The sequence below is a fragment of the Acidithiobacillus albertensis genome, assembly GCF_001931655.1.
Classification (GTDB): Bacteria; Pseudomonadota; Gammaproteobacteria; order Acidithiobacillales; family Acidithiobacillaceae; genus Acidithiobacillus; species Acidithiobacillus thiooxidans.
Genome location: NZ_MOAD01000010.1, coordinates 1 through 22,386, shown reverse-complemented (window position 1 = coordinate 22,386; position 22,386 = coordinate 1). Strand labels below are relative to the sequence as shown.

17 protein-coding genes and 1 pseudogene are annotated in these 22,386 nt (G+C 50.5%); 8 read left to right on the top strand and 10 right to left on the bottom strand.

Translation table 11 applies throughout. The features are described 5' to 3' along the window. The 4 genes and pseudogenes from BLW97_RS15430 to BLW97_RS15415 form a co-directional block, all read right to left on the bottom strand. Positions 1–243 (bottom strand): annotated as a pseudogene (locus tag BLW97_RS15430) (DUF3568 family protein); the annotation flags it as partial. A gap of 123 nt (positions 244–366) precedes the next feature. Beyond that, on the bottom strand, positions 367–627 hold the full coding sequence (locus BLW97_RS15425; protein WP_051690625.1) for a hypothetical protein: 261 nt from the start codon (positions 625–627) through the stop codon (positions 367–369). A 208-nt stretch (positions 628–835) separates the two neighbouring features. Further along, the gene (gene galU, locus BLW97_RS15420; protein ID WP_075323837.1) at positions 836–1,813 is read right to left on the bottom strand and encodes a UTP--glucose-1-phosphate uridylyltransferase GalU; all 978 of its coding nucleotides are present in this window, start codon (positions 1,811–1,813) and stop codon (positions 836–838) included. Positions 1,814–2,398: 585 nt separating this feature from the next. Continuing rightward, complete coding sequence (locus BLW97_RS15415) at positions 2,399–3,268, bottom strand: slipin family protein (RefSeq protein ID WP_075323836.1); 870 nt, start codon at positions 3,266–3,268, stop codon at positions 2,399–2,401. Between the two features lie 448 nt (positions 3,269–3,716). On the opposite strand from BLW97_RS15415, the gene BLW97_RS15410 reads away from it, so the two are divergent. The 8 genes from BLW97_RS15410 to BLW97_RS15380 all read left to right on the top strand — a co-directional run bounded on the left by BLW97_RS15410 (position 3,717) and on the right by BLW97_RS15380 (position 18,175). Further along, positions 3,717–4,046: a hypothetical protein gene (locus BLW97_RS15410; RefSeq protein WP_075323835.1), complete on the top strand. Its 330-nt coding sequence runs from the start codon at positions 3,717–3,719 to the stop codon at positions 4,044–4,046. A 65-nt stretch (positions 4,047–4,111) separates the two neighbouring features. After that, positions 4,112–4,240, top strand: coding sequence for a hypothetical protein (locus BLW97_RS20255; RefSeq protein ID WP_264318122.1), 129 nt, complete (start codon positions 4,112–4,114; stop codon positions 4,238–4,240). A gap of 194 nt (positions 4,241–4,434) precedes the next feature. Continuing rightward, the gene (locus tag BLW97_RS15405) at positions 4,435–12,990 is read left to right on the top strand and encodes a GH36-type glycosyl hydrolase domain-containing protein (protein WP_075323834.1); all 8,556 of its coding nucleotides are present in this window, start codon (positions 4,435–4,437) and stop codon (positions 12,988–12,990) included. A gap of 44 nt (positions 12,991–13,034) precedes the next feature. Continuing rightward, positions 13,035–13,481, top strand: a complete 447-nt coding sequence (locus BLW97_RS15400; RefSeq protein WP_075323833.1) for a hypothetical protein — start codon at positions 13,035–13,037, stop codon at positions 13,479–13,481. A 198-nt stretch (positions 13,482–13,679) separates the two neighbouring features. Beyond that, complete coding sequence (locus BLW97_RS15395; protein WP_051690622.1) at positions 13,680–14,159, top strand: transposase; 480 nt, start codon at positions 13,680–13,682, stop codon at positions 14,157–14,159. Positions 14,160–14,611: 452 nt separating this feature from the next. Next, positions 14,612–15,001 (top strand): hypothetical protein, encoded by a 390-nt coding sequence (locus BLW97_RS15390; RefSeq protein ID WP_031572444.1) that lies wholly within the window; start codon positions 14,612–14,614, stop codon positions 14,999–15,001. A 2-nt stretch (positions 15,002–15,003) separates the two neighbouring features. Continuing rightward, positions 15,004–16,494 carry an ATPase domain-containing protein gene (locus BLW97_RS15385; protein WP_031572445.1) on the top strand — a complete coding sequence of 497 codons (1,491 nt, stop codon included), beginning with the start codon at positions 15,004–15,006 and terminating at the stop codon, positions 16,492–16,494. Between the two features lie 13 nt (positions 16,495–16,507). Next, positions 16,508–18,175, top strand: coding sequence for a putative bifunctional diguanylate cyclase/phosphodiesterase (locus BLW97_RS15380; RefSeq protein ID WP_051690623.1), 1,668 nt, complete (start codon positions 16,508–16,510; stop codon positions 18,173–18,175). Positions 18,176–18,212: 37 nt separating this feature from the next. Here BLW97_RS15380 and BLW97_RS15375 read toward each other — a convergent pair whose 3' ends face one another. The 6 genes from BLW97_RS15375 to BLW97_RS15350 all read right to left on the bottom strand — a co-directional run bounded on the left by BLW97_RS15375 (position 18,213) and on the right by BLW97_RS15350 (position 22,128). Then, entirely contained in the window at positions 18,213–18,938 is a 726-nt protein-coding gene (locus tag BLW97_RS15375) for a Crp/Fnr family transcriptional regulator (RefSeq protein WP_031572447.1), read from the bottom strand. A gap of 505 nt (positions 18,939–19,443) precedes the next feature. After that, positions 19,444–20,379, bottom strand: a complete 936-nt coding sequence (locus tag BLW97_RS15370) for a sulfur oxygenase reductase family protein (RefSeq protein WP_031572448.1) — start codon at positions 20,377–20,379, stop codon at positions 19,444–19,446. Between the two features lie 64 nt (positions 20,380–20,443). Next, positions 20,444–20,617 (bottom strand): CsbD family protein, encoded by a 174-nt coding sequence (locus BLW97_RS15365; RefSeq protein WP_077218490.1) that lies wholly within the window; start codon positions 20,615–20,617, stop codon positions 20,444–20,446. A gap of 44 nt (positions 20,618–20,661) precedes the next feature. Continuing rightward, on the bottom strand, positions 20,662–21,297 hold the full coding sequence (locus BLW97_RS15360) for an ABC transporter substrate-binding protein (protein ID WP_075323832.1): 636 nt from the start codon (positions 21,295–21,297) through the stop codon (positions 20,662–20,664). Between the two features lie 28 nt (positions 21,298–21,325). Beyond that, positions 21,326–21,784, bottom strand: a complete 459-nt coding sequence (locus tag BLW97_RS15355) for a DUF3568 family protein (protein ID WP_051690624.1) — start codon at positions 21,782–21,784, stop codon at positions 21,326–21,328. A gap of 83 nt (positions 21,785–21,867) precedes the next feature. Further along, entirely contained in the window at positions 21,868–22,128 is a 261-nt protein-coding gene (locus BLW97_RS15350) for a hypothetical protein (RefSeq protein ID WP_051690625.1), read from the bottom strand. Positions 22,129–22,386 lie beyond the last annotated feature (258 nt).

Genomic DNA, 22,386 nt, shown 5'->3' with positions numbered 1-22,386 from the left:
CCCATCAATGATCCATTTGTCTGGATTTTTCTTCACATTACCCACATAGGTAATATGCATTCCCGAAAAGACTTGCAGAACGGCAGCCTGAACCGTTCCGAGTGGCCTTGGATAATAGGCATGATAGTCGGACAGAATTCCGGCATTGACAGCAGCGACGCTACCGGCTCCCGCACCAGCTGCAGCAATAGCAACGCAGCCACTTAAAGGCAGTACCGCCCCTACACAGAGAGCTGCAACCATCCAGCTGAATTGTTTCCCATAGTTTGGATATTGAACGCATTGTTTATTCCTTATGTTTGCTGTAAGCATGAAACGGATAGGGCGTCAGGATCTTACTCAACGAGCATGACGCTCTATTCCAGCTTACTGAGTACCGCTCGCTGCCCGATCTGCCTGGTTTGCCGTCTGTTGCGCAGCATCTGCCCGGTTTAATGCTTCATTTTGTTTATGCTCTAGCGCATCGGTTTTCGCCAAGGCCCGATTGGCCGTCTCCTGGGCAGCGCGTGCATCATTCTGCGCTGACTCGGCTTTAGCGCTAGGGCCGCCTCCGCACCCGGCAAGGGCCAGAGGGGTCAACATGATCATTGTCAGCGTGAGCGTCTTCATCGTTTTCCATACATTCATGATAATTTCTCCTTTGAATCAAAGCACCTCAAGACAAGGCTTTGCCGACACTATGTAGGGTATTTTTAGCGTTATAAGACAATGCATCACCAGAGGCTTGTTCCGCACTTTTGCAGAATTCCAACTTATCTCGGCCCGCACTGTTTTTGCATCAGCCTACTTCCTGCGACATTTTTCCTATGAATTAACAACATGACAGAAAATTTTGTCACGCTACTCGCGATTTTTTCTTGCGTGTCAGTAGAGCTATTGGCTTGTCTGCAATATAGGAACAAATTCCATCCGTTGCGAGCTTGTGCAAGTACTCTGCAAAGGATGTTCCAACGCCCGCGTGACGCAAGCCATACTCGACCGTGGCCTGTAGATAACCGAGCTTATCACCACAATCAAACCTTCGACCTTCAAATTCGAACCCAAGAACTTGCCGTTCTTTTAAAAGAGCAGCAATCCCATCGGTGAGTTGAATTTCTCCACCCGTTCCGGCAGGCAAATTTTCTAAATAGTCATATATTCTTGGAGGTAAAATATATCTGCCCACCACACCCAAATCAGATGGTGCATCATCGGGGTTGGGTTTCTCTATAATATTCGATATCTGATGAATTCTATTTTCCCACGCCCAGGACTGAATAATGCCGTATTTATTGGTTTCTTTGTGAGGTACTTGTTGAATGGCCAGTATAGCCGCATGATAGTGTTCATACTGTTCTATCATCTGGGCTAGTACGGGTTTCTTGGCTAAGATGAGGTCATCGGCGAGTAGCACGGCGAAGGGATGATCACCAACGACATCTCGAGTCATCAGTACTGCATCGCCTAACCCCAAAGGGTGAGGCTGTCGGAGAAAGACCGTACTGACTCCGCGCGGCACAATACTCCTCACTTCTTCGAGTAGCTCCTTTTTCCCACAGCGCTCAAGCTCATACTCCAGTTCAAAAGCGACGTCGAAGTGGTCAGCAATGGCGCGTTTACCACGACCACTGACAAAAACTAACCTGTCACATCCAGCTTCTAAAGCTTCCTCAACCGCATATTGAATAAGTGGTTTGTCTACAATCGGCATCATTTCTTTAGCCGTTGCTTTTGTTGCGGGTAGAAATCTTGTGCCCATACCGGCGACAGGGAAAACGGCCGTGCGAACGGAATTAGAGAACTTCATGGTCGAATGGCGGGCTGGTATTTTCATGCTAAACTCCAAAATTATATATTTTTAAACCATGCTGCCTACCAATGCACAAAATCTAGTCCCTTTATGGACGGTGGATTACTACTTTTTCTAATCTACGACGTCACATCAGATCTGCGTGCAACTGAAACAGCTTACTCGATTGGTGATAGGCCAACTAATGATCAATCATATGAAGTTTATGGTGAGTCGTCTGTGCGGTAGGGCACATATGTGACTCGGGCAGATGAAGGGACGCCCCCATTTGGGCCCCATTAGGCTGTTTCATGAGTCATACCATTATTTTCTCACGTCGTTTTTTTGTACGTTATGATCGCCGTGACACAATCCAAGACCGGTTATCTCGATGAAATAAAAGTTATCTGATGTAGGGCATAGACATATCGAAATACCGGCTTTCATGACTCCTGGCAGAAAGGCCTCCCCACTTAAGCCAACTCCGCCATAGCCAGAGTCAAGGGCAGCACTATTTTCCAGCATACAGCAACCAGGCACTTTGCTGAATTATCCTTCTCAACCCACTTTCGATCCCTAGGTCTATGTTTGCCTGTTTCAAAGGCGATATCTGATACCGAGCAAGTCGGATTATTCCATAGGAGGAACCTGAACTGGCATAGCTTCGGATTCTGCTATAGGCGGTGCGACTTTCGGCGCAATCACGGGTGGAGTAGCTGTATTCTTCTCCATTAGTTCAAGAAAGGGCTTTACGAGATCAATTGGCATCGGGAAAATGACGGTTGAATTTTTTTCTGCGCCAATTTCAGTCAGCGTCTGCAAATAGCGAAGCTGCATCGCCGCTGGAATGCTGGACAAAATTTGCGCCGCGTTCACCAAGGTCTGGGATGCTTGAAACTCGGCTTCTGCGTGAATAATCTTGGCTCTACGATCACGTTCGGCTTCTGCCTGCTTGGCAATTGCACGGATCATATCATCGGTCAACTCAATCGTTCTGATTTCGACATTACTGACTTTAATTCCCCAAGTGTTGGTCTGTGTATCCAGAATTTCTTGAAGATCATCGCTGAGTTTCTTTCGGTCTGATAGCATCTCGTCAAGGGTATGCTGCCCCAATACTGCACGCAGCGTAGTTTGGGCAAGCATCATGGTCGCAGGTACAAATGATTCCACCTTGATAATCGCATGTTCAGGATCTATCACATTGAAATAGAGGATGGCATCAACCTTCATCGAGACATTGTCACGAGAAATAAGATCCTGAGCTGGAATTTCGACGACGTGTATTCGTAAGTCTACCCGTACGATCTCCTGAACAAAAGGAATTATAAAAACTAACCCAGGTCCTTTTACATACTGAAACCTACCAAAAGTGAAAATCACGGCTCGTTCATATTGGCGTAGAATTTTTACTGATGCCTTAATGAGAACAACTATAATTACGAGTACAACTATGGGCATAATAAAGTTTGCGGCAACATTGTGCAGTATATCAGACATGTAGCACCTCTTGGATCCGTGAATGCAATGAAGGATAATTAAAATTATCAAATTAGGTGCAAAGAAAACCGCTTTTTCACAATGGACCCATGAGTCAAGACTGTCAAACAGCGTTTTTAGTTGATCAGTTTTCAGTAGAAATCACCGTCAAATTTGTCCACCCATGTAAACAATCAAAATTCTGGCAATTCTTCGGTACGTTAACGGTCCGACATCCTCGCTATGGGATGATCAAATTGACCGTTTCTGCCTTTTTGATCCCGATTGCCTTGTCATCCACCTTGTGAATATCAGCAAATTCAACATTACTGGCTCGGATTACCGATTAGAAATTAAACGTGTCAATGAAATTGACGAATTTTTTACCGTACGCCGCGACTAGGAATAGGTTATACTGAATCATGCATGGCGGGTGGTTTGTCATACATCGCTACACAGGAGCATGTTCATGAACCGCTGGATGGCAAACATTATTGGCATTCTACTTATCGGCAGCGTCGCTGCCGGAGCCCAGGCAAGTACAGACAGGGCATCAACCCCTTATCCGCTTACGCATAACAGGACCATCGTTCAGATGCGCGAGCACCTCCACCATGAAGAGATCGCACAGCACCGATTGGAAGAAAGGATTATCAGGCTGAAGGCCCAACATGATCGGGCAGGCGTCATTCGCACAACGCAGCAACTGAGAGCCAAGTCGGCCGATATAGTAGGGCTCAAGTCAGAACTGAATGATGCTATGAACAATGGTAAAGAGTACCAGGGCAAGTCGCACTAAGGTCCGACAACCAGCTTATTCCAGATTGACCATATATTCCATGCAGCTGCACAGGAGAAACCATCATGAGCAAAGCACAGAAAAGCAATAAAGAAACCAGGAAGCAGCCAGCGATGACACCCAAAGAGAAAAAACAGGCCAAACAGGCCAAGAAGCATTCCAGCGATATGGGTGCCACCATCGTTCCCCGCTGAAATCAGCAGCGCCCAGCCAAAAAAGGAGGGGCGTCCCGTCACGAGAACATGTTGCATTGCATATGAAGTGGAAGAGGAATAGATGATGCCCTGACGTATCGCTAAATTCCTCCGAGGAGAGCGTCATAGCTACAAAAAAATTAGAGTTCTCATCCTGTGTAAAAAACGCACTGAACAACGCATCGGATGCGGACTTGTTACGCTCGGAGCTGTTCAGCGTTGAACAACTGAAACAACATGCGGTAATGTTGGCTGGTCAGCATGCGATTGATCCATACCCTAGGCCAGATCGCCTGCTACCCCGCTTGGCCGACAATGCCGATGTACTACGTGCAGCTTATGACGTGCTCACCGTAGGGACCGCGCAGGCTGAGCAGCGGACACTGTCTGGCGAGATCTGGCTGCTTGATAATTTCTATCTCATTGAGCAGCAAATCATTCTGGCCCGAAGGCATTTGCCTGTCGGTTATGGCAAGCAACTGCCACGCCTGCAATCCGGCAGCTTGGCAGGCTTCCCCCGTGTCTACGACCTCGCCTCTGAATTGATTGCGCATCAGGATGCCCGCGTCGACGGAGATAACGTCAGCGCCTATATCCATGCTTATCAGACCATTACGGCATTAACACTGGGCGAATTATGGGCCTTCCCGATTATGCTGCAATTGGCGTTACTGGAAAACCTGCGTCGCGCTAGTCTGAACGTTGCTTGTCGGCGGGAGGAACGCAATGCCGCGATGGTCTGGGCGGATCGCATGCTCGCCGCCGCAGAAAAAGAGCCGAAACTGCTGATTCAGCTACTTGCCGAATTTGCGCACGCAGATATGCCCTTGACGGCGCCGTTTGTTGAGGAGTTTTACGCCAGATTGCAAGCCTACGGTCCCGCTATGGCATTCGTGCAAACGTGGGTCGAACATAAATTACTTGAACAGGGCATAACCGCGACCCAGTTGTCTGAAGTATCCGCCAGAAATTCCGCCGCCAACCAGATATCCATGGCAAACAGCATTGGAAGCCTGAATTTTCTCGCGGCTATGGACTGGCGAAGTCATGTCGAAGCGTACAGTGTTGTCGAACAAAGCCTGCGCCAGGACCCGATGGGCATATACGACGGACAGGATTTCGCAACACGCGATCGATATCGCCACGCTGTTGAAGATATTGCACGCAGCAGTGGTCGTGATGAGCTGGCGGTGGCAGAGAAAGCGATTGCACTTGCCCAGGCGGCATCGCAGCAAACAGGCAGAGAAGATCGATCTGCACATGTCGGCTATTACCTGCTGGATCGGGGTCGGCAGCGCCTTGATCTGGCGATGGGCTGCCATTTTGAATGGCGGTCAGCGGCCAGACGAATGGGCGATCATCTCCGCCTTTCCTTGTATATCAGCGCCATACTCCTGTTGACGGTACTGATCAGTTTAATTTTGCGCGTCCCTCTTGAGAGCCTCAGTCCCACCGACTGGCGCATCTGGTGGCTAGGCATGGTCGGGGTTGTGAGTATTTCGGCTTTGGCGGTTTCTCTGGTAAATCGCCTGATCACTCTTTTTATGGCGCCCGGCGCCTTGCCACAGATGGATTTTTCGCAGGGTGTTCCTGATGCGCACCGCTGCATGGTCGTTATCCCGACACTGCTGAGTTCGCCACAGGAAATTGACGCGTTGCTGGAGGCCCAGGAAATCCGCTACCTCGGAAACCGCGATTCCAATATTTACTTTGCGTTACTGACGGATTTTCGGGATGCGGCAGAGCAGACCAGTCCGGAAGATGCTTTATTGATCGACTACGCACGTGTCGCTATTCAGACCCTCAACGCTCGCTATATTGATGATCGACCCTGCCTGTTTTATTGGTTTCACCGGCCCCGAGTCTGGAACCCATTTGAACAGGTGTGGATGGGCTACGAACGCAAACGCGGCAAACTGGAACAATTTAATGCGCTGCTGAGAGGGGCGGCGGAGGCGGCAGCATTCTCAGAGCAGGTCGGCGACCTGTCCATCCTCAGCAGCATCCGTTATGTCATCACCCTCGATACCGACACCCAATTGCCCCGTGACACGGCGCGGGCACTGATCGGTCATATGGCGCATCCCCTCAACCAAGCCGTATATGACGTCGACAAAGGCCGTATCGTCGATGGCTACGCGATCATTCAGCCCCGCGTAGCGATCGACCTGACCAGCGCCGGTCAATCGCTATTTACTAAACTCATGGCTGGGGATTCTGGGATTGACCCCTATACGCGCGAGGTGTCCGATGTCTATCAGGATATTTTCAGCGAAGGCTCATTTATCGGCAAGGGCATCTACGCTGTAGATGCCTTCCGCCAGGCGGTTGATGGCCGTTTTCCAGAAAACCTTATCCTCAGTCACGATTTGCTGGAAGGCGGGTATGCCCGTGCGGCACTGGCGACCAGCGTCGTCCTGATTGAAGAATTGCCTGGCAGTTATACCGCAGAAGTCTCCCGTCGACACCGATGGATTCGGGGTGACTGGCAGATTATCGGCTGGCTATTGCCGTCGGTACCCGGTGTCCCAACCGCTAACGGTATGCGGGCGCCGCGTCCGACCAATCCGCTATCCGGCTTGTCGATATGGAAAATTTTTGACAATCTCCGCCGCAGCCTGGTGTCATCCGCACTGTTGCTGCTGCTGGCGGGGGGCTGGCTCCTGGATCCGGCCTTCTCCTGGTTATGGACTACCTTGGTTACCGGGATCATCCTCGTGCCAGTCCTGCTTTCGCCGCTCATCGACCTCTTCCGCAAGCCTCAAGACCTCGACTGGGCAACACATCTCTCCTTGACCAGGGCTTCGGCAAGTCGCCCACTATTCTCCGCTCTGCTGACAGTCGCACTGCTGCCCTATGACGCAGTGATGAGTCTGGATGCCATTCTGCGTTCGGGCATACGAATGCTTTTCACCCGTCGGGGATTGTTGCTTTGGCAACTGCCTTCGTACCGCAGCCGTAACGCCTGTCATACCCCCGGAGATTTTTTCAGGGAGCTCTGGAGTGCTCCGCTGCTCGCCATCCTCCTCGGAATAGTCTTGGTGACTGCCACCAGCCTGGGGACCAGTTCGCCCTCGGTGTTACTGTTCAGCATGCCCATTTTAGGGCTGTGGCTGTTTTCACCGGTTATCGCATGGCGGATCAGCCAGCCGTTGGGGACCAGTGTCACCGATCTGAATGATATACAGCGACGCTTTCTGCGGCTATCAGCACGACGTACCTGGCGGTTTTTTGATGACTTTGTCGGCCCTGCGGAGCACTGGTTACCCCCCGATAATTTTCAGGAGTATCCAACAACGGCCATTGCCTCGCGAACCTCACCGACCAACATGGGCATGTCGCTGCTGGCCAGTCTGGCTGCCTATGATTTTGGTTATATTACTGTCGGCGAGCTTCTCCAATTGACCGAAAACACCGTGACAACCATGGAGCAACTGGAACGCTATCACGGTCACTTCTATAACTGGTATGACACGCGCACCCTGCAAATACTGAGTCCGCAATATATCTCAGCGGTGGACAGCGGCAACCTCGGCGGCTGCCTGCTCACCCTGCAAGCAGGGTTGAACGCGCTCAAAACTCTTCCGGTGTTGCCGGACAACGCCTTTGCGGGCCTGCAGGATACGCTGCATCTGTTGGCAACATGCATCCACGACATCCCCACGACAGATCTGGCCAACAAAGTCCTTGCACTGCAAGATGTGTTGTCTGCCATGACGCTCAACGGATGCCCTCCATCCCTGGTGGATGCCCATCACCAGCTTACGGATATTCAACGGATCAGCGGCGATCTCGTGAACGGACTCCCCGCTGATGTTCCGGCAGATAGCGACTGTGCTTACTGGGCGCAGGCATTTTATCAACAATGTCAGGCTTTGGCGCTGGATCTCAAAATCCTCGTCCCTGATGCGCGGGATGTGAACAATACCCCGACACTGACCGAATTAGCTCATGGTATTGCCACCGGGACGGCTGCCGCAGAACGGTTAAGGGTCATCGATCAGTTGGTGGATCGCTGCCGCGCGTTGGCGGCGATGGATTTTGAATTTCTTTACGACCCTGCGCGCGACCTGCTGGCCATTGGCTATGATGTCGGGGAACGGCGCCGTGATCCATCCTGCTACGACCTGCTGGCATCAGAAGCACGTCTGGCCAGTTTTCTGCTTATTGCACAAGGACAAGCACCTCAGAAGCATTGGTTTTCGCTGGGGCGCCTGTTGACGAGCCACGGCGGTGAACTATGCCTGATTTCATGGAGTGGCTCGATGTTTGAGTATCTCATGCCGCAATTGATCATGCCGGATTTCCCGAACACACTGCTCTACCAGACCTGCAAAGCGGCCGTCTCCCGCCAAATAGAATATGGGCGCCAACGCAGCGTACCTTGGGGAATATCGGAATCCTGTTTCAACGCCGTGGACATGCATCAAGTCTATCAATACCGGGCATTTGGGGTTCCCGGTCTTGGTTTCAAACGCGGGCTCGGCGATGATTTGGTGGTTGCACCTTATGCCAGCGCTCTGGCACTGACTGTGATGCCGTGGGAGGCCTGCATCAACTTGCAGAATCTTGCAGCGCAGGGATTTCTCGGCGCCTATGGATTTTACGAAGCCATCGATTACACGCCATCCCGGGTGCCACCGGGAGAGAGTCATGCCATTGTCCGAACCTTCATGGCGCATCATCAAGGCATGAGTCTCCTGGCTTTTGCCCATGCCCTTCTCAATCAGCCAATGCAGCGCCGGTTTTTATCTGATCCCGGCATGCAGGCCACTCAGTTATTGTTGCAAGAGCGTCTGCCCAGGCAAGAGGCTACGTTTCATCCCCATGCAGCTGAAGTCAGCGCTGCGGCAAACGTGTCCAGCGTCGAAATCACCGCAATAATGCGCGTATACAGCAATCCGGATACGTCCATGCCAGAAGTCCACCTTTTATCTAATGGCCGCTACCACATCATGATCAACCACGCCGGCAGCGGTTACAGCCATCTTGACGGTCTCGCCGTGAACCGCTGGCGCGAGGATACCGCCACAGATGCCTGGGGGACCTTCATTTACCTGCGTGACCGTCATTCCGGACGCTTTTGGTCGACGACCCATCAACCCACCCGAAGCCAAGCCGATCACTATGAGGCGATTTTCGTCCAAGCACGGGCGGAATACCGTCGTCGTGATCAAATGATAGAGAGCTATATGGAGGTCAGCGTTGCACCGGAAGACAATGTGGAGATCCGCCGTGTGACGCTCACCAATATCTCCCCGCGCATTCGTCAGATAGAGTTAACAAGTTATACCGAGATTGTCCTCGCTCCGTTAAATGCCGACCTTGCCCACCGTGCATTCAGCAATTTATTCGTTCAGACCGAAATTCTGTCAAAGCACAATGCGATTCTCTGTACCCGACGTCGTCGCTCGCCGGACGAGCAAGTGCCTTGGATGTTTCATCTCTTTGCTGCGCCCGGAGTTGCCGCCAGCGCAGCGTCTTACGAAACTGATCGCGCACAGTTCATCGGCCGTGGTCGTACCGCCGAGCATCCGCGCGTCTTCGACAGCTTACAGCAGGCTACATTATCAAATAGCGAGGGTCCTGTATTAGACCCCGTTGTGGCCATCCGTCGTACGCTGACGCTTGGCGTAGACGAGTCCGCGACGGTACAGATTATTTCTGGAATGGCTGACACGCGTGAGGCCGCTATTGCCCTGCTGGAGAAATATGGTGATCGTCACCTGGTGGAACGTGCTTTTGAAATGGCCTGGTTCCAGAGTCAGGAAGTGCTCCGTCATCTGAGCGCCAGTGAAGCCGATGCCCAGGTGTTTGGACGCCTGGCCAATTCCGTGGTGTACGCCAGTGGCCTGCGGCGGGCCGCGCCCAGTGTGATTGCCCGTAATCAGTTAGGACAATCCGGCCTGTGGCGCTTTGGGATATCAGGCGATTTACCGATTGTGCTGCTGCGCCTCAGTCAATTAAACCGTATCAATCTGGTAAAACAAATACTGCAGGCCCATGCCTATTGGCGACTGAAAGGACTGACGACCGATCTGGTGATCGTCAACGAAGATTTCACCAGCTACCGGGCCACGCTGCAAGATCAGATAATGGGCTTGATTCACGCAGGTCCGGAAGCACAAGTCATCGACAAACCCGGTGGCGTCTTCTTACGCCGCGCCGAAGAACTTTCTGAAGAGGATCGCGTGCTGTTCCAGACCGTCGCGCGTATTATCCTCACCGACAGCGCCGACTCCCTACTAGAGCAGGTGGAACGGCGGGTACCAAGAGATCACTTCCCTGCTCCGCTGAATCCGCAGTCACCCCCAGCCGTCGAAACAATACAACCTCTGCTTCCGCGTGAACGCATTTTTTTCAACGGGTTGGGTGGGTTCACGGCCGATGGACGTGAATACGTCATCAGTATGGAGCCGGGCCAAAATACACCCGCTCCTTGGGCCAATGTGATTGCCAGCCCACACATCGGCACGGTCATCAGCGAGAGCGGTGGCGCCTATACCTGGGTCGAAAACGCCCATGAATTCCGTCTGACCACATGGCACAACGATCCGCTCAGTGACAGTAGTGGCGAAGCTCTGTATATCCGCGACGAAGACACAGGAGCATTTTGGTCACCCTCTCCACTACCCGCTCGCGGTCAGTCCGGATATGTGTGCCGCCACGGATTTGGATACACCATTTTTGAACATTATGAGTCGGGGATCTCTTCAGAAATGACCACTTACGTCGCGATGGACGCGCCAGTGAAATTCGTAGTGGTCAAACTGCACAACCATTCCAAGCGCCAGCGAAGGCTTTCGCTGACGGCATACTGGGAACTGGTGCTCGGCGAGTGGCGTCATGCCAATATGATGCATATCGTCACTGAAAGCGATCCGCACAACGGTGCACTGTATGCCCACAATGATTATGGGCGCGAGTGCGGACATCGGGTCGTTTTCGTTCAGACCAGTGAACGGGAGCGTACGATCACGGGCAACCGCAGCGAGTTTATCGGCCGTAACGGTACCCTTGCCAAAGCTGCGGCACTGTACCGCAGCCGTCTGTCAGATAAAACAGGGGCGGGTTTTGATCCCTGTGCCGCCATACAAACGCCGATTCACCTGGCTGAAGGCGCGGAGCGCGAAATCGTGTTTGTTTTTGGTACTGCGGCCAGCACCGACGAAGCGCAGCAATATTCAGACCGCTTCGCCAATAGAGAGTATGCGCGGCAAGCTTTGGCCGGGGTACAGGAATACTGGAGCCGTACCTTAGGTACGGTCTATGTGGAAACCCCAGATCCTGCACTGAACGTATTAGCAAACGGCTGGCTGCTCTACCAAACCATCTCCAGCAGACTCTGGGGCCGCAGCGGCTACTACCAGTCGGGCGGGGCCTACGGTTTTCGTGATCAACTACAAGATAGCATGGCGCTGATCCACACGACTCCCGAACTGGCCCGAGAGCAACTGATCCGTTGTGCAGAGCGCCAATTCTGTCAAGGAGATGTCCAACACTGGTGGCACCCGCCCCACGGCCAAGGGGTGCGCACCCATATTTCCGATGACTATCTCTGGTTACCCTATGCCACCTGTCGCTTTGTGATGGCTACCGGCGATACTGGCATTCTTGACGAACCCATTCATTTTCTCGAAGGCCGCGAACTGAATTCCGAGGAAGAGTCCTACTACGATCAACCCCAGCGCTCTGCTGAATCCGCCAGCCTCTATGATCATTGCGTTCGGGCGTTCAAAAACGGTTTGCGATTGGGTGTCCATGGCTTACCTCTGATGGGCTGTGGCGACTGGAATGACGGGATGAATCTGGTCGGTCACGAGGGTCGAGGTGAGAGTGTCTGGCTGGCGTGGTTCTTGATTCAGAATCTCCAGCAGTTTGCTGGTCTCGCGCGCAGCCGGGGTGACCGCACCATGGTTGATCTTTGCGTGCAACAAGCGGCCGTGTTACAGGAGAACATAGAAAAAAATGCCTGGGACGGTGCCTGGTATCGGCGGGCGTATTTTGATGATGGTACGCCCCTTGGCTCTGTTACGAATGACGAATGCCAAATTGATTCCATCAGCCAGAGTTGGTCCATCCTCTCTAGCGCAGGTGATCCCTTGCGGGCACGACAGGCCATGGCAGCATTGGACAAATATTTGATTCGTCGCGATGCGCAGCTTATCCAGTTACTCAATCCACCCTTCGACCGGTCAGTACTCGAACCCGGTTACATTAAGGGCTATGTACCTGGTGTGCGCGAAAACGGCGGACAATATACCCACGCTGCCATTTGGGCCGCCATGGCTTTTGCCCAAATGGGAGACAAAGTACGGGCCTGGGAGTTGTTTGACATGCTCAATCCAGTCCATCATGGAAGTAGCGCAGAATCTATCGCCCGCTATAAGGTAGAATCCTATGTGATGTGCGCCGATATTTATGGCGCCACACCGCACATTGGGCGTGGTGGCTGGACCTGGTACACCGGCGCAGCGGGCTGGATGTATCGGTTAACGATTGAAACCTTGCTGGGTCTGTCGCTCGAAGTTGATCACCTGCATATCAAGCCCTGCATTCCAGCAGATTGGAAATCCTACAAAGTCCACTACCGCTACCGTGACACAATGTACCATATTACCGTCCATGGAATGAGCACTTCGTCCGTACAGGTGGTGCGCATTACTTTGGATGGTACTGAATTACCCCAGGACAGGATTCCGCTCATGGATGATCGCCGCGAGCATACAGCTGATGTTTACCTAGATTAAATCATGATCAAATACAGCGAAGCTCCCAGGCAAGGAGAAAGAAGTTGAAACCATTCTTTGAAAAACTAATTGCTATCAGCTTCATAGCTACAGCCTGCCTGCTTTTTCTAACAGCATGGTCACTGATGGCTTGGTCCATATGGAACTTATGGAATGCTTTGAGATTCGGCGAATCGCTATCAGAAACTCTACTGAGTACAATCAGTTCAGTGGTCATAGCAATGGCAGTTATCGAGGTCGTTCGTTACATTATCGAGGAAGAGATTTATCTTCCGAGAACTCAAATTACGCCAGGCCAGAAGGAAATAACGGGAGGTGTGGTAAAAATTTATGTGATTATTATCATTTCTGTAGGCCTCGAGGGGCTGGTTTTTTTATTTAAGGCAGGTTTAGAAAATATTTCATTGCTACCCTATCCCGCTGTCATTATTCTGGCATCTGTTTTAGCATTGGTTGGACTCGGAATATATCAAAAAATGACGAAATCATAGATGTTTTATTCAGATTTGCAGTAGACTTTCTGGTGCAACAACAGTTGCTGATCAGCATTTATGAATCCAGCCTTAATTCACGCCTTTGGTAAAACCGAGCTGTCCCGGGCCAAAACAGACAAAGCGAACGCTCGGCTCATTGCCCGCTATTGCCAGATGCACTGACCTGCCCCATGGGTGCCACCGACAGAAGCCATTGTGACTCTCCAGGCTTTGGTACAGCGTCTGGATGATCTTCTGGGCATGCAGAATATGGAAAACAATCGCCTCGAAATGGCAGAGCCGGCCGCTCGTGCGTCCATTGAAGCCCTTTTGCTTACCATCCATCAGCAAATGGATACCGTCCGTCGACAAATTCAGGATCATATGGATGATCACCTTCATTCCACCAAACAGGTCGACGCCTATGCGGGACTTAACCCGCATATTCGCGAATCGGGCCAGTGGGTCTGTAGCAGCCATATTGCCAAGGCAGGCTATGTTTTTCTACGCAAGGCGTTGTACCTGCCGGCCGTAGTAGCCAAACGGTACAATCCAGTGATCGCCGCTTTTTTCGATCGGTTACGGGCTAAATGCCCTATGCAGGTGATCATTGCCGCCATGCGCAAGCTCCTGCGTATCGCCTATGGCGTCCTCAAATCCGGTCAGCCGTGCGAACCTGAAGAAGGTCTTGCATAGGCGTCATCAAGACGGCATCTGTTTATCAAATTTGGGTTAAACATCCGACATAGCATTGAGGGCAAAAGGGTGACATTATAACAGATAGATTTATCCGGATATTTCACACAAACGCTCACGGAGGCTATTACCATGGTCACCTGTGGTATTTTTAGCGCAAACCAGACCCCCACACCCTGCCAGGGAACCCCCAAAACGGTTGCGAAACAACCAAAAAGTCCGGTCTTGAGCCTGTTTGGGTCCCCAATTTTGGCACATTGGAGTGATGCCATTAAGACGATCTTCGGTGGCGCCATATTAGCGACCCATTACAGCTATACCTCAAGTTGAAAACAGAGCCCTTTCTCGCATCTCAAATGTTCGTATACCTTTTCTACGGACCGGCAGTTGAACCGTCAGTAATACTTTAGCAGTGTGCCGTACATGTTCAATGTTATTGGAGACCGGGCATTTTGATCATTCAGAAATCTATTAATAGGCTTTTGGACACCTGTCCTGATGAGGAGATAACAGATTTCGTCAAGGATCTCTGGAAATGTCTTGCCGTTGAAATTATTTCTATAGTGGGACAGGACGGATACGATGCGCTCTATGCACGGGCTCAATTTCTCGCAAAAAGGTCTTCAACAGAATCAAGGAAGGGGGGCGCTTTGGGGATTGAAAATCTATTGCCAGATGCGGTCTCTGAATCCGCTAATACCGCCTCGCAATTTCGCGAAACAAACAGACAATTACTGATTATTTTCACAGAGTTGTTGTCGACGCTGATTGGCGAACAATTGACCACGCGCCTTCTGGAAGTTGCCTGGAAGAATCTCATGAACCATCGGGTTAAAGGTTAAACATGAACTCTAAAGTAATCATACGTCAGTTGCCCACCGGGGTTCCCGGTTTGGATGATTTATTGGGAGGGGGACTTCCTGAGTTCTCTTTTAATTTGATTGCCGGGGTACCTGGTGGTGGAAAGACTACTCTGGCCCATCAGATCATGTTCAGTCAGGCTGATCCGGATCATCGTGCGCTTTTTTTTACGGTTCTGGGTGAGCCGTCTCTGAAAATGTTGCGATATCAGCAGCAATTCAGTTTTTTTGATGCGGCCAAAGTGAATGCCTCCATCCGTTACGTCAACCTGGCGGAGGATCTCCTACAAGGTGATTTTGATCGGGTGTTGAAGCGGATTACTGAGGAAGTGCAAGCTTTTTCGCCGAGTCTGGTCTTCGTAGACTCCTTTCGTTCTGTGGCCGATTCAAGCCTCCACAACACCAATAGTCCTGGTGCCATGCAGCGTTTCTTACAGCAGCTTGGGATTACCATGACAAGTTGGCAGGCAACCACTTTTTTAATCGGGGAATATACGGTTCCTGAGGCGGACTCCAGCCCCATATTTACCGTTGCTGACGGTATTATTTGGCTTACTCAGAGCCTATATCGCGATACTATGGTGCGCAAAATACAAGTTTTAAAAATGCGTGGACAAAGTCAGCAAACGGGATTGCACTCTTTTCGTATTCAAAGCGACGGGTTAGCGATTTTTCCACGAGCAGAAGTGACCTTGCAGCATTCTGCGGCGGCTTATCGTAGTGTCATTAAAGAAGAACAACGTATCCCGATGGGTGTGCCAGGTCTGGATGCCATGCTCGGAGGTGGCTTGCCAATGGGCTATGGCTTACTGGTAGTGGGGCCATCAGGATCAGGGAAAACGATTCTTGCCACGCAATTTCTTGCCGAAGGTGCGCGTCAAGGTGAGCCAGGAGTGATAGCAGCCTTTGAAAAAAGTCCAAGTCAGCTATTGAATAATACCCTGTGCACTTTGGTTGAAAAGGGGCATGTCGGCCTCTTTGACGCCCATTCGCTGAGCTTATCGATTGATGAAACACTTCACCATCTGGTGGCGTTAATTCTGCAGATGCAGGCAAAACGTGTGGTCCTTGATTCGCTTTCTGGCTTTGAACTCATATTGGCACCCGAATTCCATGAAGACTTTCGCGGGTCTCTCTATCGCATGGTGGCCGTGCTAACGGGTATGGGGGTTGCCGTTTTGATGACTTCAGAACTTGCGGATTGTTACACGGAGTTGCGTTTTAGCCCCTTTGGCAGCGCTTTTTTGGCGGATGCCATCATCATGCAGCGGTATATCGAGGTGGGCGGCAGCCTGGCACGAGTGATGGCCGTCGCCAAAGTACGTGGTAGCGCACACAGCAAAGAAATCCGTTTCTTTGACATTACCAGCGACGGGATCGAGATCGGTTTGCCGCTCACCAATTACTCGGGGATTTTATCAGGACACCTTGTTCTGGAACAAAAACCACCCGGTTCAGAAAATGTAACCGCCTGATGGAGATCACCTCATGGAAGATCACTTGCAAGATGCAGAAGCAGCCGAAGGACTTATCGGCAAACGCCGGGAGGATGCTCTCCAGAGCGAAGCGCAGGCCATGCTGGATGTTCGTGAAGAAATTGTGGAAGCACGAGAATCTGTCGCAGAGGTTCGTGAGGGTGCTATCCATCATCGGGAAGAGGCGATGGGCACCAGAGAACATAAGGTGTTAGGCCGGGAGCAGAATCAAGAGGCGATTGCAACGCGGCTGACGCTCTCCGATGAGCAGATTTTGCTTTTACGACAAACCAATGCACAATTGGTGATAGCAACTATTGAAGCCCATGAACTAGCCGATCAATTAAAGGTGGCTCGTGATCAGCTGGACTATACCGCACAGCATGACGCACTCACGGCTCTTCCCAACCGCTTGCTGCTGCAGGATCATTTATCTCAAGCCATCGAAGTGGCACGGCGGCAGGGCAAGCCGCTCGCGGTCATGTTTCTTGATCTGGACCACTTTAAATATGTAAATGACTCTTTGGGGCATGGACTGGGGGATGATCTACTCCGATCCGTCGCGGACCGGTTGAGATCCTGCCTGCGACACTCCGATACGATCTCTCGTCAAGGTGGTGATGAGTTTGTGGTACTGCTTCCCGATATTGAGCGTTTAGAAGACGTTTCAATATTTGCTGATAAAATTATTGCCGAGATAGCCCGACCCCATTCGCTGGGCGGCCATGAAATACATATCGGCGTCAGTATAGGAATAAGTCTTTACCCCGTCGATGGAATGGATGTAGAAACGCTGCTCAGAAATGCGGATACCGCGATGTATCACGCCAAAGGTGAGGGGCGCGGGGCTTACCGATTTTTTCAACCGGAAATGCAAGCCAACGCATTGGAACGACGTCAGATCGAGGCAGATATTCGAGCTGCGTTGGAACGACAGGAATTCCTCCTTTATTACCAACCGGTTGTAAGCCTTCCAACGGGTCACATTATCGGGTTTGAAGCACTTTTGCGGTGGCGGCATCCTACGCGCGGACTCCTGCTTCCTGAGGTTTTTATCTCCATTGCCGAAGAGACAGGACTGATTTTGCCGATCGGTCGCTGGGTGTTACGCGAGGCCTGTATCCAGGGCCAGCATTGGAACGATAGTGGGCTTCCACCTCTGACCATTGCTATCAATACTTCCGGGTTGGAGTTTCAGAGTAAGAATTTTGTCGGCTATGTGGCTACAACACTGGCTGAAGCGGGTTTGGATCCCAAATTGCTTGAGCTCGAACTTACTGAAACAATACTCATGACCAATGCGGAATCCAATCATATCGTCTTGTCTGCACTGGTAGATATGGGGGTCAAGCTTGCCATTGATGATTTTGGTACGGGCTATTCCAGTCTCAGCTATCTTCAGCAGTACCCTATTTATGCCCTTAAGATTGATCAATCCTTTGTCAGCAAAATGGTAAACCATCCGGATAGTTATGCGATCGTAAGCGCTGTGATTAGTTTGGGAATCAATCTGAAGAAACGCACGATTGCTGAAGGCATCGAAACCGCAGAACAACAAGCAATACTCGTTAATTTGCATTGCGACCAAGGTCAAGGCTACTATTTCTCCCGTCCCTTAGCCGCTGAACAGTTTGAGGCGTTATTACGAAACGATGAGCGATTACCCACTGCGACCACATGATTTTAAAGGGAGGCTGATTGCGGGTGTCCAGGCGCCTTTACGGAATGCATAAATCGTTCATCAGATGTTCTGTCGCCTGTTTTACCACGGAATAGCATTCACAGACACGCGCTTCCAGTCCGGGACGATCCAGGATCACGATTTTACCTCTATGATAACGGATGAGGCCCGCATCTTGTAATTTCTTGGCGGCCACAGAAACACCTTCGCGGCGGACACCCAGCATATTCGCAATCAGTTGCTGCGTCATTTGTAGTTGATTGCGCGGCAATCTGTCCAAACTCAGCAACAACCAGCGACAGAATTGTTGGTCCAGTGAGTGATGGCGGTTACATACAACTGTTTGGGCCATTTGCGTCAATAATGCTTGGGTGTATCTGAGCAGCAAGCGTTGCATCGGGCCGCCCCGCGTAAAGGCTGTAACGAGTCCTTCACCACGCAAGCGATATCCATAACCAGCTCTTTGTACAACTGCTTGGCTGGTCGTCGACTGTCCACCGAGAAAAAGATCAACCCCGGCGACGCCCTCATTACCAATAATGGCGATCTCAGCCGATCCACCTTCCTCTGTAAGATACAGCAGAGAGACGATGGTGGTCGTGGGAAAATAAGCATACATGATCGGGCGACCCGGTTCGTATAGAGTCATGCCAAGGGGCATTTCCACTAATTGTAGTTGAGGGAATAGCCATTCTGCCTCTGTATTTGAGGGAAGCGCCGCAAGGAGATAATTCTCTCGCGGATCATGCGAAAAAAGCTTCAATTGAGTGATCCTTAAGTCGGGTGGAATGTTAAACCCAAGGCGTAGGGTTTTTGATTCTAAAAAATCTCACTTAATCAAGAGGGCAGGTTATTACGTATGGTAATGACATAATGTAAAAAAATGATTGAGCACGCTTGGCAATCCACATCTGAAATTTTAATATGTACTACATAATAGATAATTTATATATGAATATTGATCTTAAGCGGTTTGTCCTTTCCTTGTCCACTTCCGGTCTTGGTGCCGACGAATCCGGCTTTCAGCTGTGGCTTGAAGCCACCGACTTTAGCCAGCGGTGGGAAAGTCGATTACGCAGCCCTGCCCCTTAATTAGTAGTGAACGGAATCAAACCAATTTGCGGCCATAACTTGTTGATTTAGCGGTTTAATTAAGTTGGTCATGATGTACAGCCCCATCATTACCCATTACGAAGCAATTCCCCAGGGGCTGTTTTTGAAAAGTTCAGATCTGTAAGTGAAAATGACAGATCTTTTCCAGCTTGCCATTAAATTACTAATTTTTTACGCCATTGTCCCTGTTCCATCATGGGCTCAAAAAGCATGTAGTAAGGCCCCTTATCCAAATGAGCAAGTACGCCCTCATTGTGAATCTGCCGCAACTCGTAATCCAGCATTGCATGGGCTATGCCTATATGCGCATGTTCGGGAGACTCCCATTCCATGTGCACCAAGTACTGCGTTGGCTTCTGTCCCGGAATCAGCGGCTTATCAGGCACCTGGCTGCCATAGTTGGTGTTGTACTCTGGTGGGTTGGCACCCAGTGTGGCCTTCAGCATCCCTTTGGGATCAAGCTGAAGCGATCCAATGGCAGAAACGCCAAACTGTTTCATGACCATCCAGCCGATCATGCCCGGAACATTTTCTTTCATCCAGGTGAGCGTCTCTATGGCCCCTTTTTCAAAAGCTTCCTCATGCCCGTCCATCACCCAATGGTCACCAATGGCAATACTCCGTTTTGCCGATAATGCTACTTTAGGCACGGGCTTCTGCTCTGCGAAAGACTTTCCTAAAACTGCAGGGATATCGGTCATACCCATAATCAGGGGGAGATCGGAACGAATGACTTCATAGTAGGGTTCCCATGGCCCCTCTATGACCATATCCAGGCAGCTTCCACATAATTCAAAAATTTCCTTGAAGTTTTCATGATGCATCTCTTCATGCGACTTCACGTCTTTCCATGCGGTGTACTGAAACATGGAAATAGGATTCAGGGTTTCATGCATATCTACAGCGCCACCACCATATCTTCCGGCCATGGGATGAATGCCCGTCTGCAATAATTGTTCAAAACCTAAAAACCCGGGATGCGAGGCCGTAGTGATACAAACCTTAGGCCCAACCTTCATCATGGTTTCATAACTTTCCGGTCGATTGGCTACTTTTGACTGATTGATGGCAATAATAGGATTGTTACTCATAATCTTAAACTCCAGTAGTTACTCATGGAATAATTTTCTCAATCAAGAGAGGACGAGAAAACATTTAATCGGATAGCTTCTTTTTGAATTTACCCCATTTTTCCTGTAATTCTCCTGCTTTCTTTGTGACTTCACCTTCAGCCTCTTGTTGAGCATTTCCGGTAATTTTACCGGCGACTTCTTTGACAGTACCTTTGACCTGTTTTACCCGACCTTTCACCTGTGTTTTATTCATCATAATCTCCTTTATGGATAGCGCTATTCATCCAATGAACGGAGCTATTATCGCGCTGCGTGGGCCAACATTTCCGAGCGTTTATTGATGCCATTCATCAGTGCATGGATCCCGCCTTTGTTCAGAGCACCCGTAAATTCGGCTTTCTGCATCGCCAGGTTGCTGACGCCGTCTGTCATTACATTGATAATTTTCCATTGGCCATGGTTTTGGCTGAGCAGATAATCAAACGTATTGTTTTTACCGCCATTGCCGGACTTCAACGTAGTGCTGACCATCATTCGGTGGCCAAGCACGCTCTTGGAGACGGGGCTGCTAAACTTTTGACCGGCGTAATGGGTGAAATGCGCGGCATAATTTGCCACAGAATAATGGGTCAGTGCCTGCACAAACTGCTTCTTTTCCGGAGCAGACAGCTTATCCCACGCGGTCCCCAGGCTGTAGTGCGCGATTTTTGGAAAATCATAGGCTTGGCTGATTTCGGGATACAATGCGTGAAAACGACTCTCATAGCTACTGGATGGTCCCATTTTCATGGAGTGAATGAGCGCCATGTTGAGCTTGGCCACGACGCTGTCAGGCGCATTACCTGTTGACGCAATAGCGCTTCCTGTACCCAACATGAAAATCGCTATACAAGCACCCAAAAACTTTGGGGGTTCGGTAAGTTTTGAAAATTGCATCCACCTCTCCCTTATCATTTAACTACCATCAAATAGATGGAGCCTTGACGGTAGCCTGGACACCCAGCTTCTGGTTCAATAACGAGAAAAACTGTCTGGAGAGCGCTTTATTGCCAAATAGTCCAACACCCATCGTCACTTTGGTAACCCCTGGACTCGTAGATTTCAAAATGACGTTGACAGCCGTGCCTGCTGCCGTTTTTCCATCAATGATCCATTTGTCTGGATTTTTCTTCACATTACCCACATAGGTAATATGCATTTCCGAAAAGACTTGCAGAACGGCAGCCTGAACCGTTCCGAGTGGCCTTGGATAATAGGCATGATAGTCGGACAGAATTCCGGCATTGACAGCAGCGACGCTACCGGCTCCCGCACCGGCTGCAGCAATAGCAACGCAGCCATTTAAAGGCAGTACCGCCCCTACACAGAGAGCTGCAACCATCCAGCCGAGTTGTTTCCCATAGTTTGGATATTGAATACGCATTGTTTATTCCTTGTGTTTGCTGTAAGCATGGAACGGATAGGGCGTCAGGATCTTACTCAACGAGCATGACGTTCTATTCCAGCTTACTGAGTACCGCTCGCTGCCCGATCTGCCTGGTTTGCCGTCTGTTGCGCAGCGTCTGCCCGGTTTAATGCTTCATTTTGTTTATGCTCTAGCGCATCGGTTTTCGCCAAGGCCCGATTGGCCGTCTCCTGGGCAGCGCGTGCATCATTCTGCGCTGACTCGGCTTTAGCGCTAGGGCCGCCTCCGCACCCGGCCAGGGCTAGAGGGGTCAACATGATCATTGTCAGCGTGAGCGTCTTCATCGTTTTCCATACATTCATGATAATTTCTCCTTTGAATCAAAGCACCTCAAGACAAGGCTTTGCCGACCCTATGTAGGGTTTTTCTAGCGTTATAAGACAATGCATCACCAGAGGCTCGTTCCGCACTTTTGCAGGATTCCAACTTGTCTCGAGCTTGCACTGTTTTTACATCAGCCTACTTCCTGCGACATTTTTCCTATGAATTAACAACATGACAGAAAATTTTGTTACGCTACTCGCGATTTTTTCTTGCGTGTCAGTAGAGCTATTGGCTTG

Excerpts from the sequence above, each read along its gene's own strand:
- BLW97_RS15425 (WP_051690625.1), bottom strand. The coding sequence starts at position 627 with ATGAATGTATGGAAAACGATGAAGACGCTCACGCTGACAATGATCATG.
- galU (WP_075323837.1), bottom strand. The coding sequence starts at position 1,813 with ATGAAAATACCAGCCCGCCATTCGACCATGAAGTTCTCTAATTCCGTT.
- BLW97_RS15415 (WP_075323836.1), bottom strand. The coding sequence starts at position 3,268 with ATGTCTGATATACTGCACAATGTTGCCGCAAACTTTATTATGCCCATA.
- BLW97_RS15410 (WP_075323835.1), top strand. The coding sequence starts at position 3,717 with ATGAACCGCTGGATGGCAAACATTATTGGCATTCTACTTATCGGCAGC.
- BLW97_RS20255 (WP_264318122.1), top strand. The coding sequence starts at position 4,112 with ATGAGCAAAGCACAGAAAAGCAATAAAGAAACCAGGAAGCAGCCAGCG.
- BLW97_RS15385 (WP_031572445.1), top strand. The coding sequence starts at position 15,004 with ATGAACTCTAAAGTAATCATACGTCAGTTGCCCACCGGGGTTCCCGGT.
- BLW97_RS15380 (WP_051690623.1), top strand. The coding sequence starts at position 16,508 with ATGGAAGATCACTTGCAAGATGCAGAAGCAGCCGAAGGACTTATCGGC.
- BLW97_RS15370 (WP_031572448.1), bottom strand. The coding sequence starts at position 20,379 with ATGAGTAACAATCCTATTATTGCCATCAATCAGTCAAAAGTAGCCAAT.
- BLW97_RS15365 (WP_077218490.1), bottom strand. The coding sequence starts at position 20,617 with ATGATGAATAAAACACAGGTGAAAGGTCGGGTAAAACAGGTCAAAGGT.
- BLW97_RS15360 (WP_075323832.1), bottom strand. The coding sequence starts at position 21,297 with ATGCAATTTTCAAAACTTACCGAACCCCCAAAGTTTTTGGGTGCTTGT.
- BLW97_RS15355 (WP_051690624.1), bottom strand. The coding sequence starts at position 21,784 with ATGCGTATTCAATATCCAAACTATGGGAAACAACTCGGCTGGATGGTT.
- BLW97_RS15350 (WP_051690625.1), bottom strand. The coding sequence starts at position 22,128 with ATGAATGTATGGAAAACGATGAAGACGCTCACGCTGACAATGATCATG.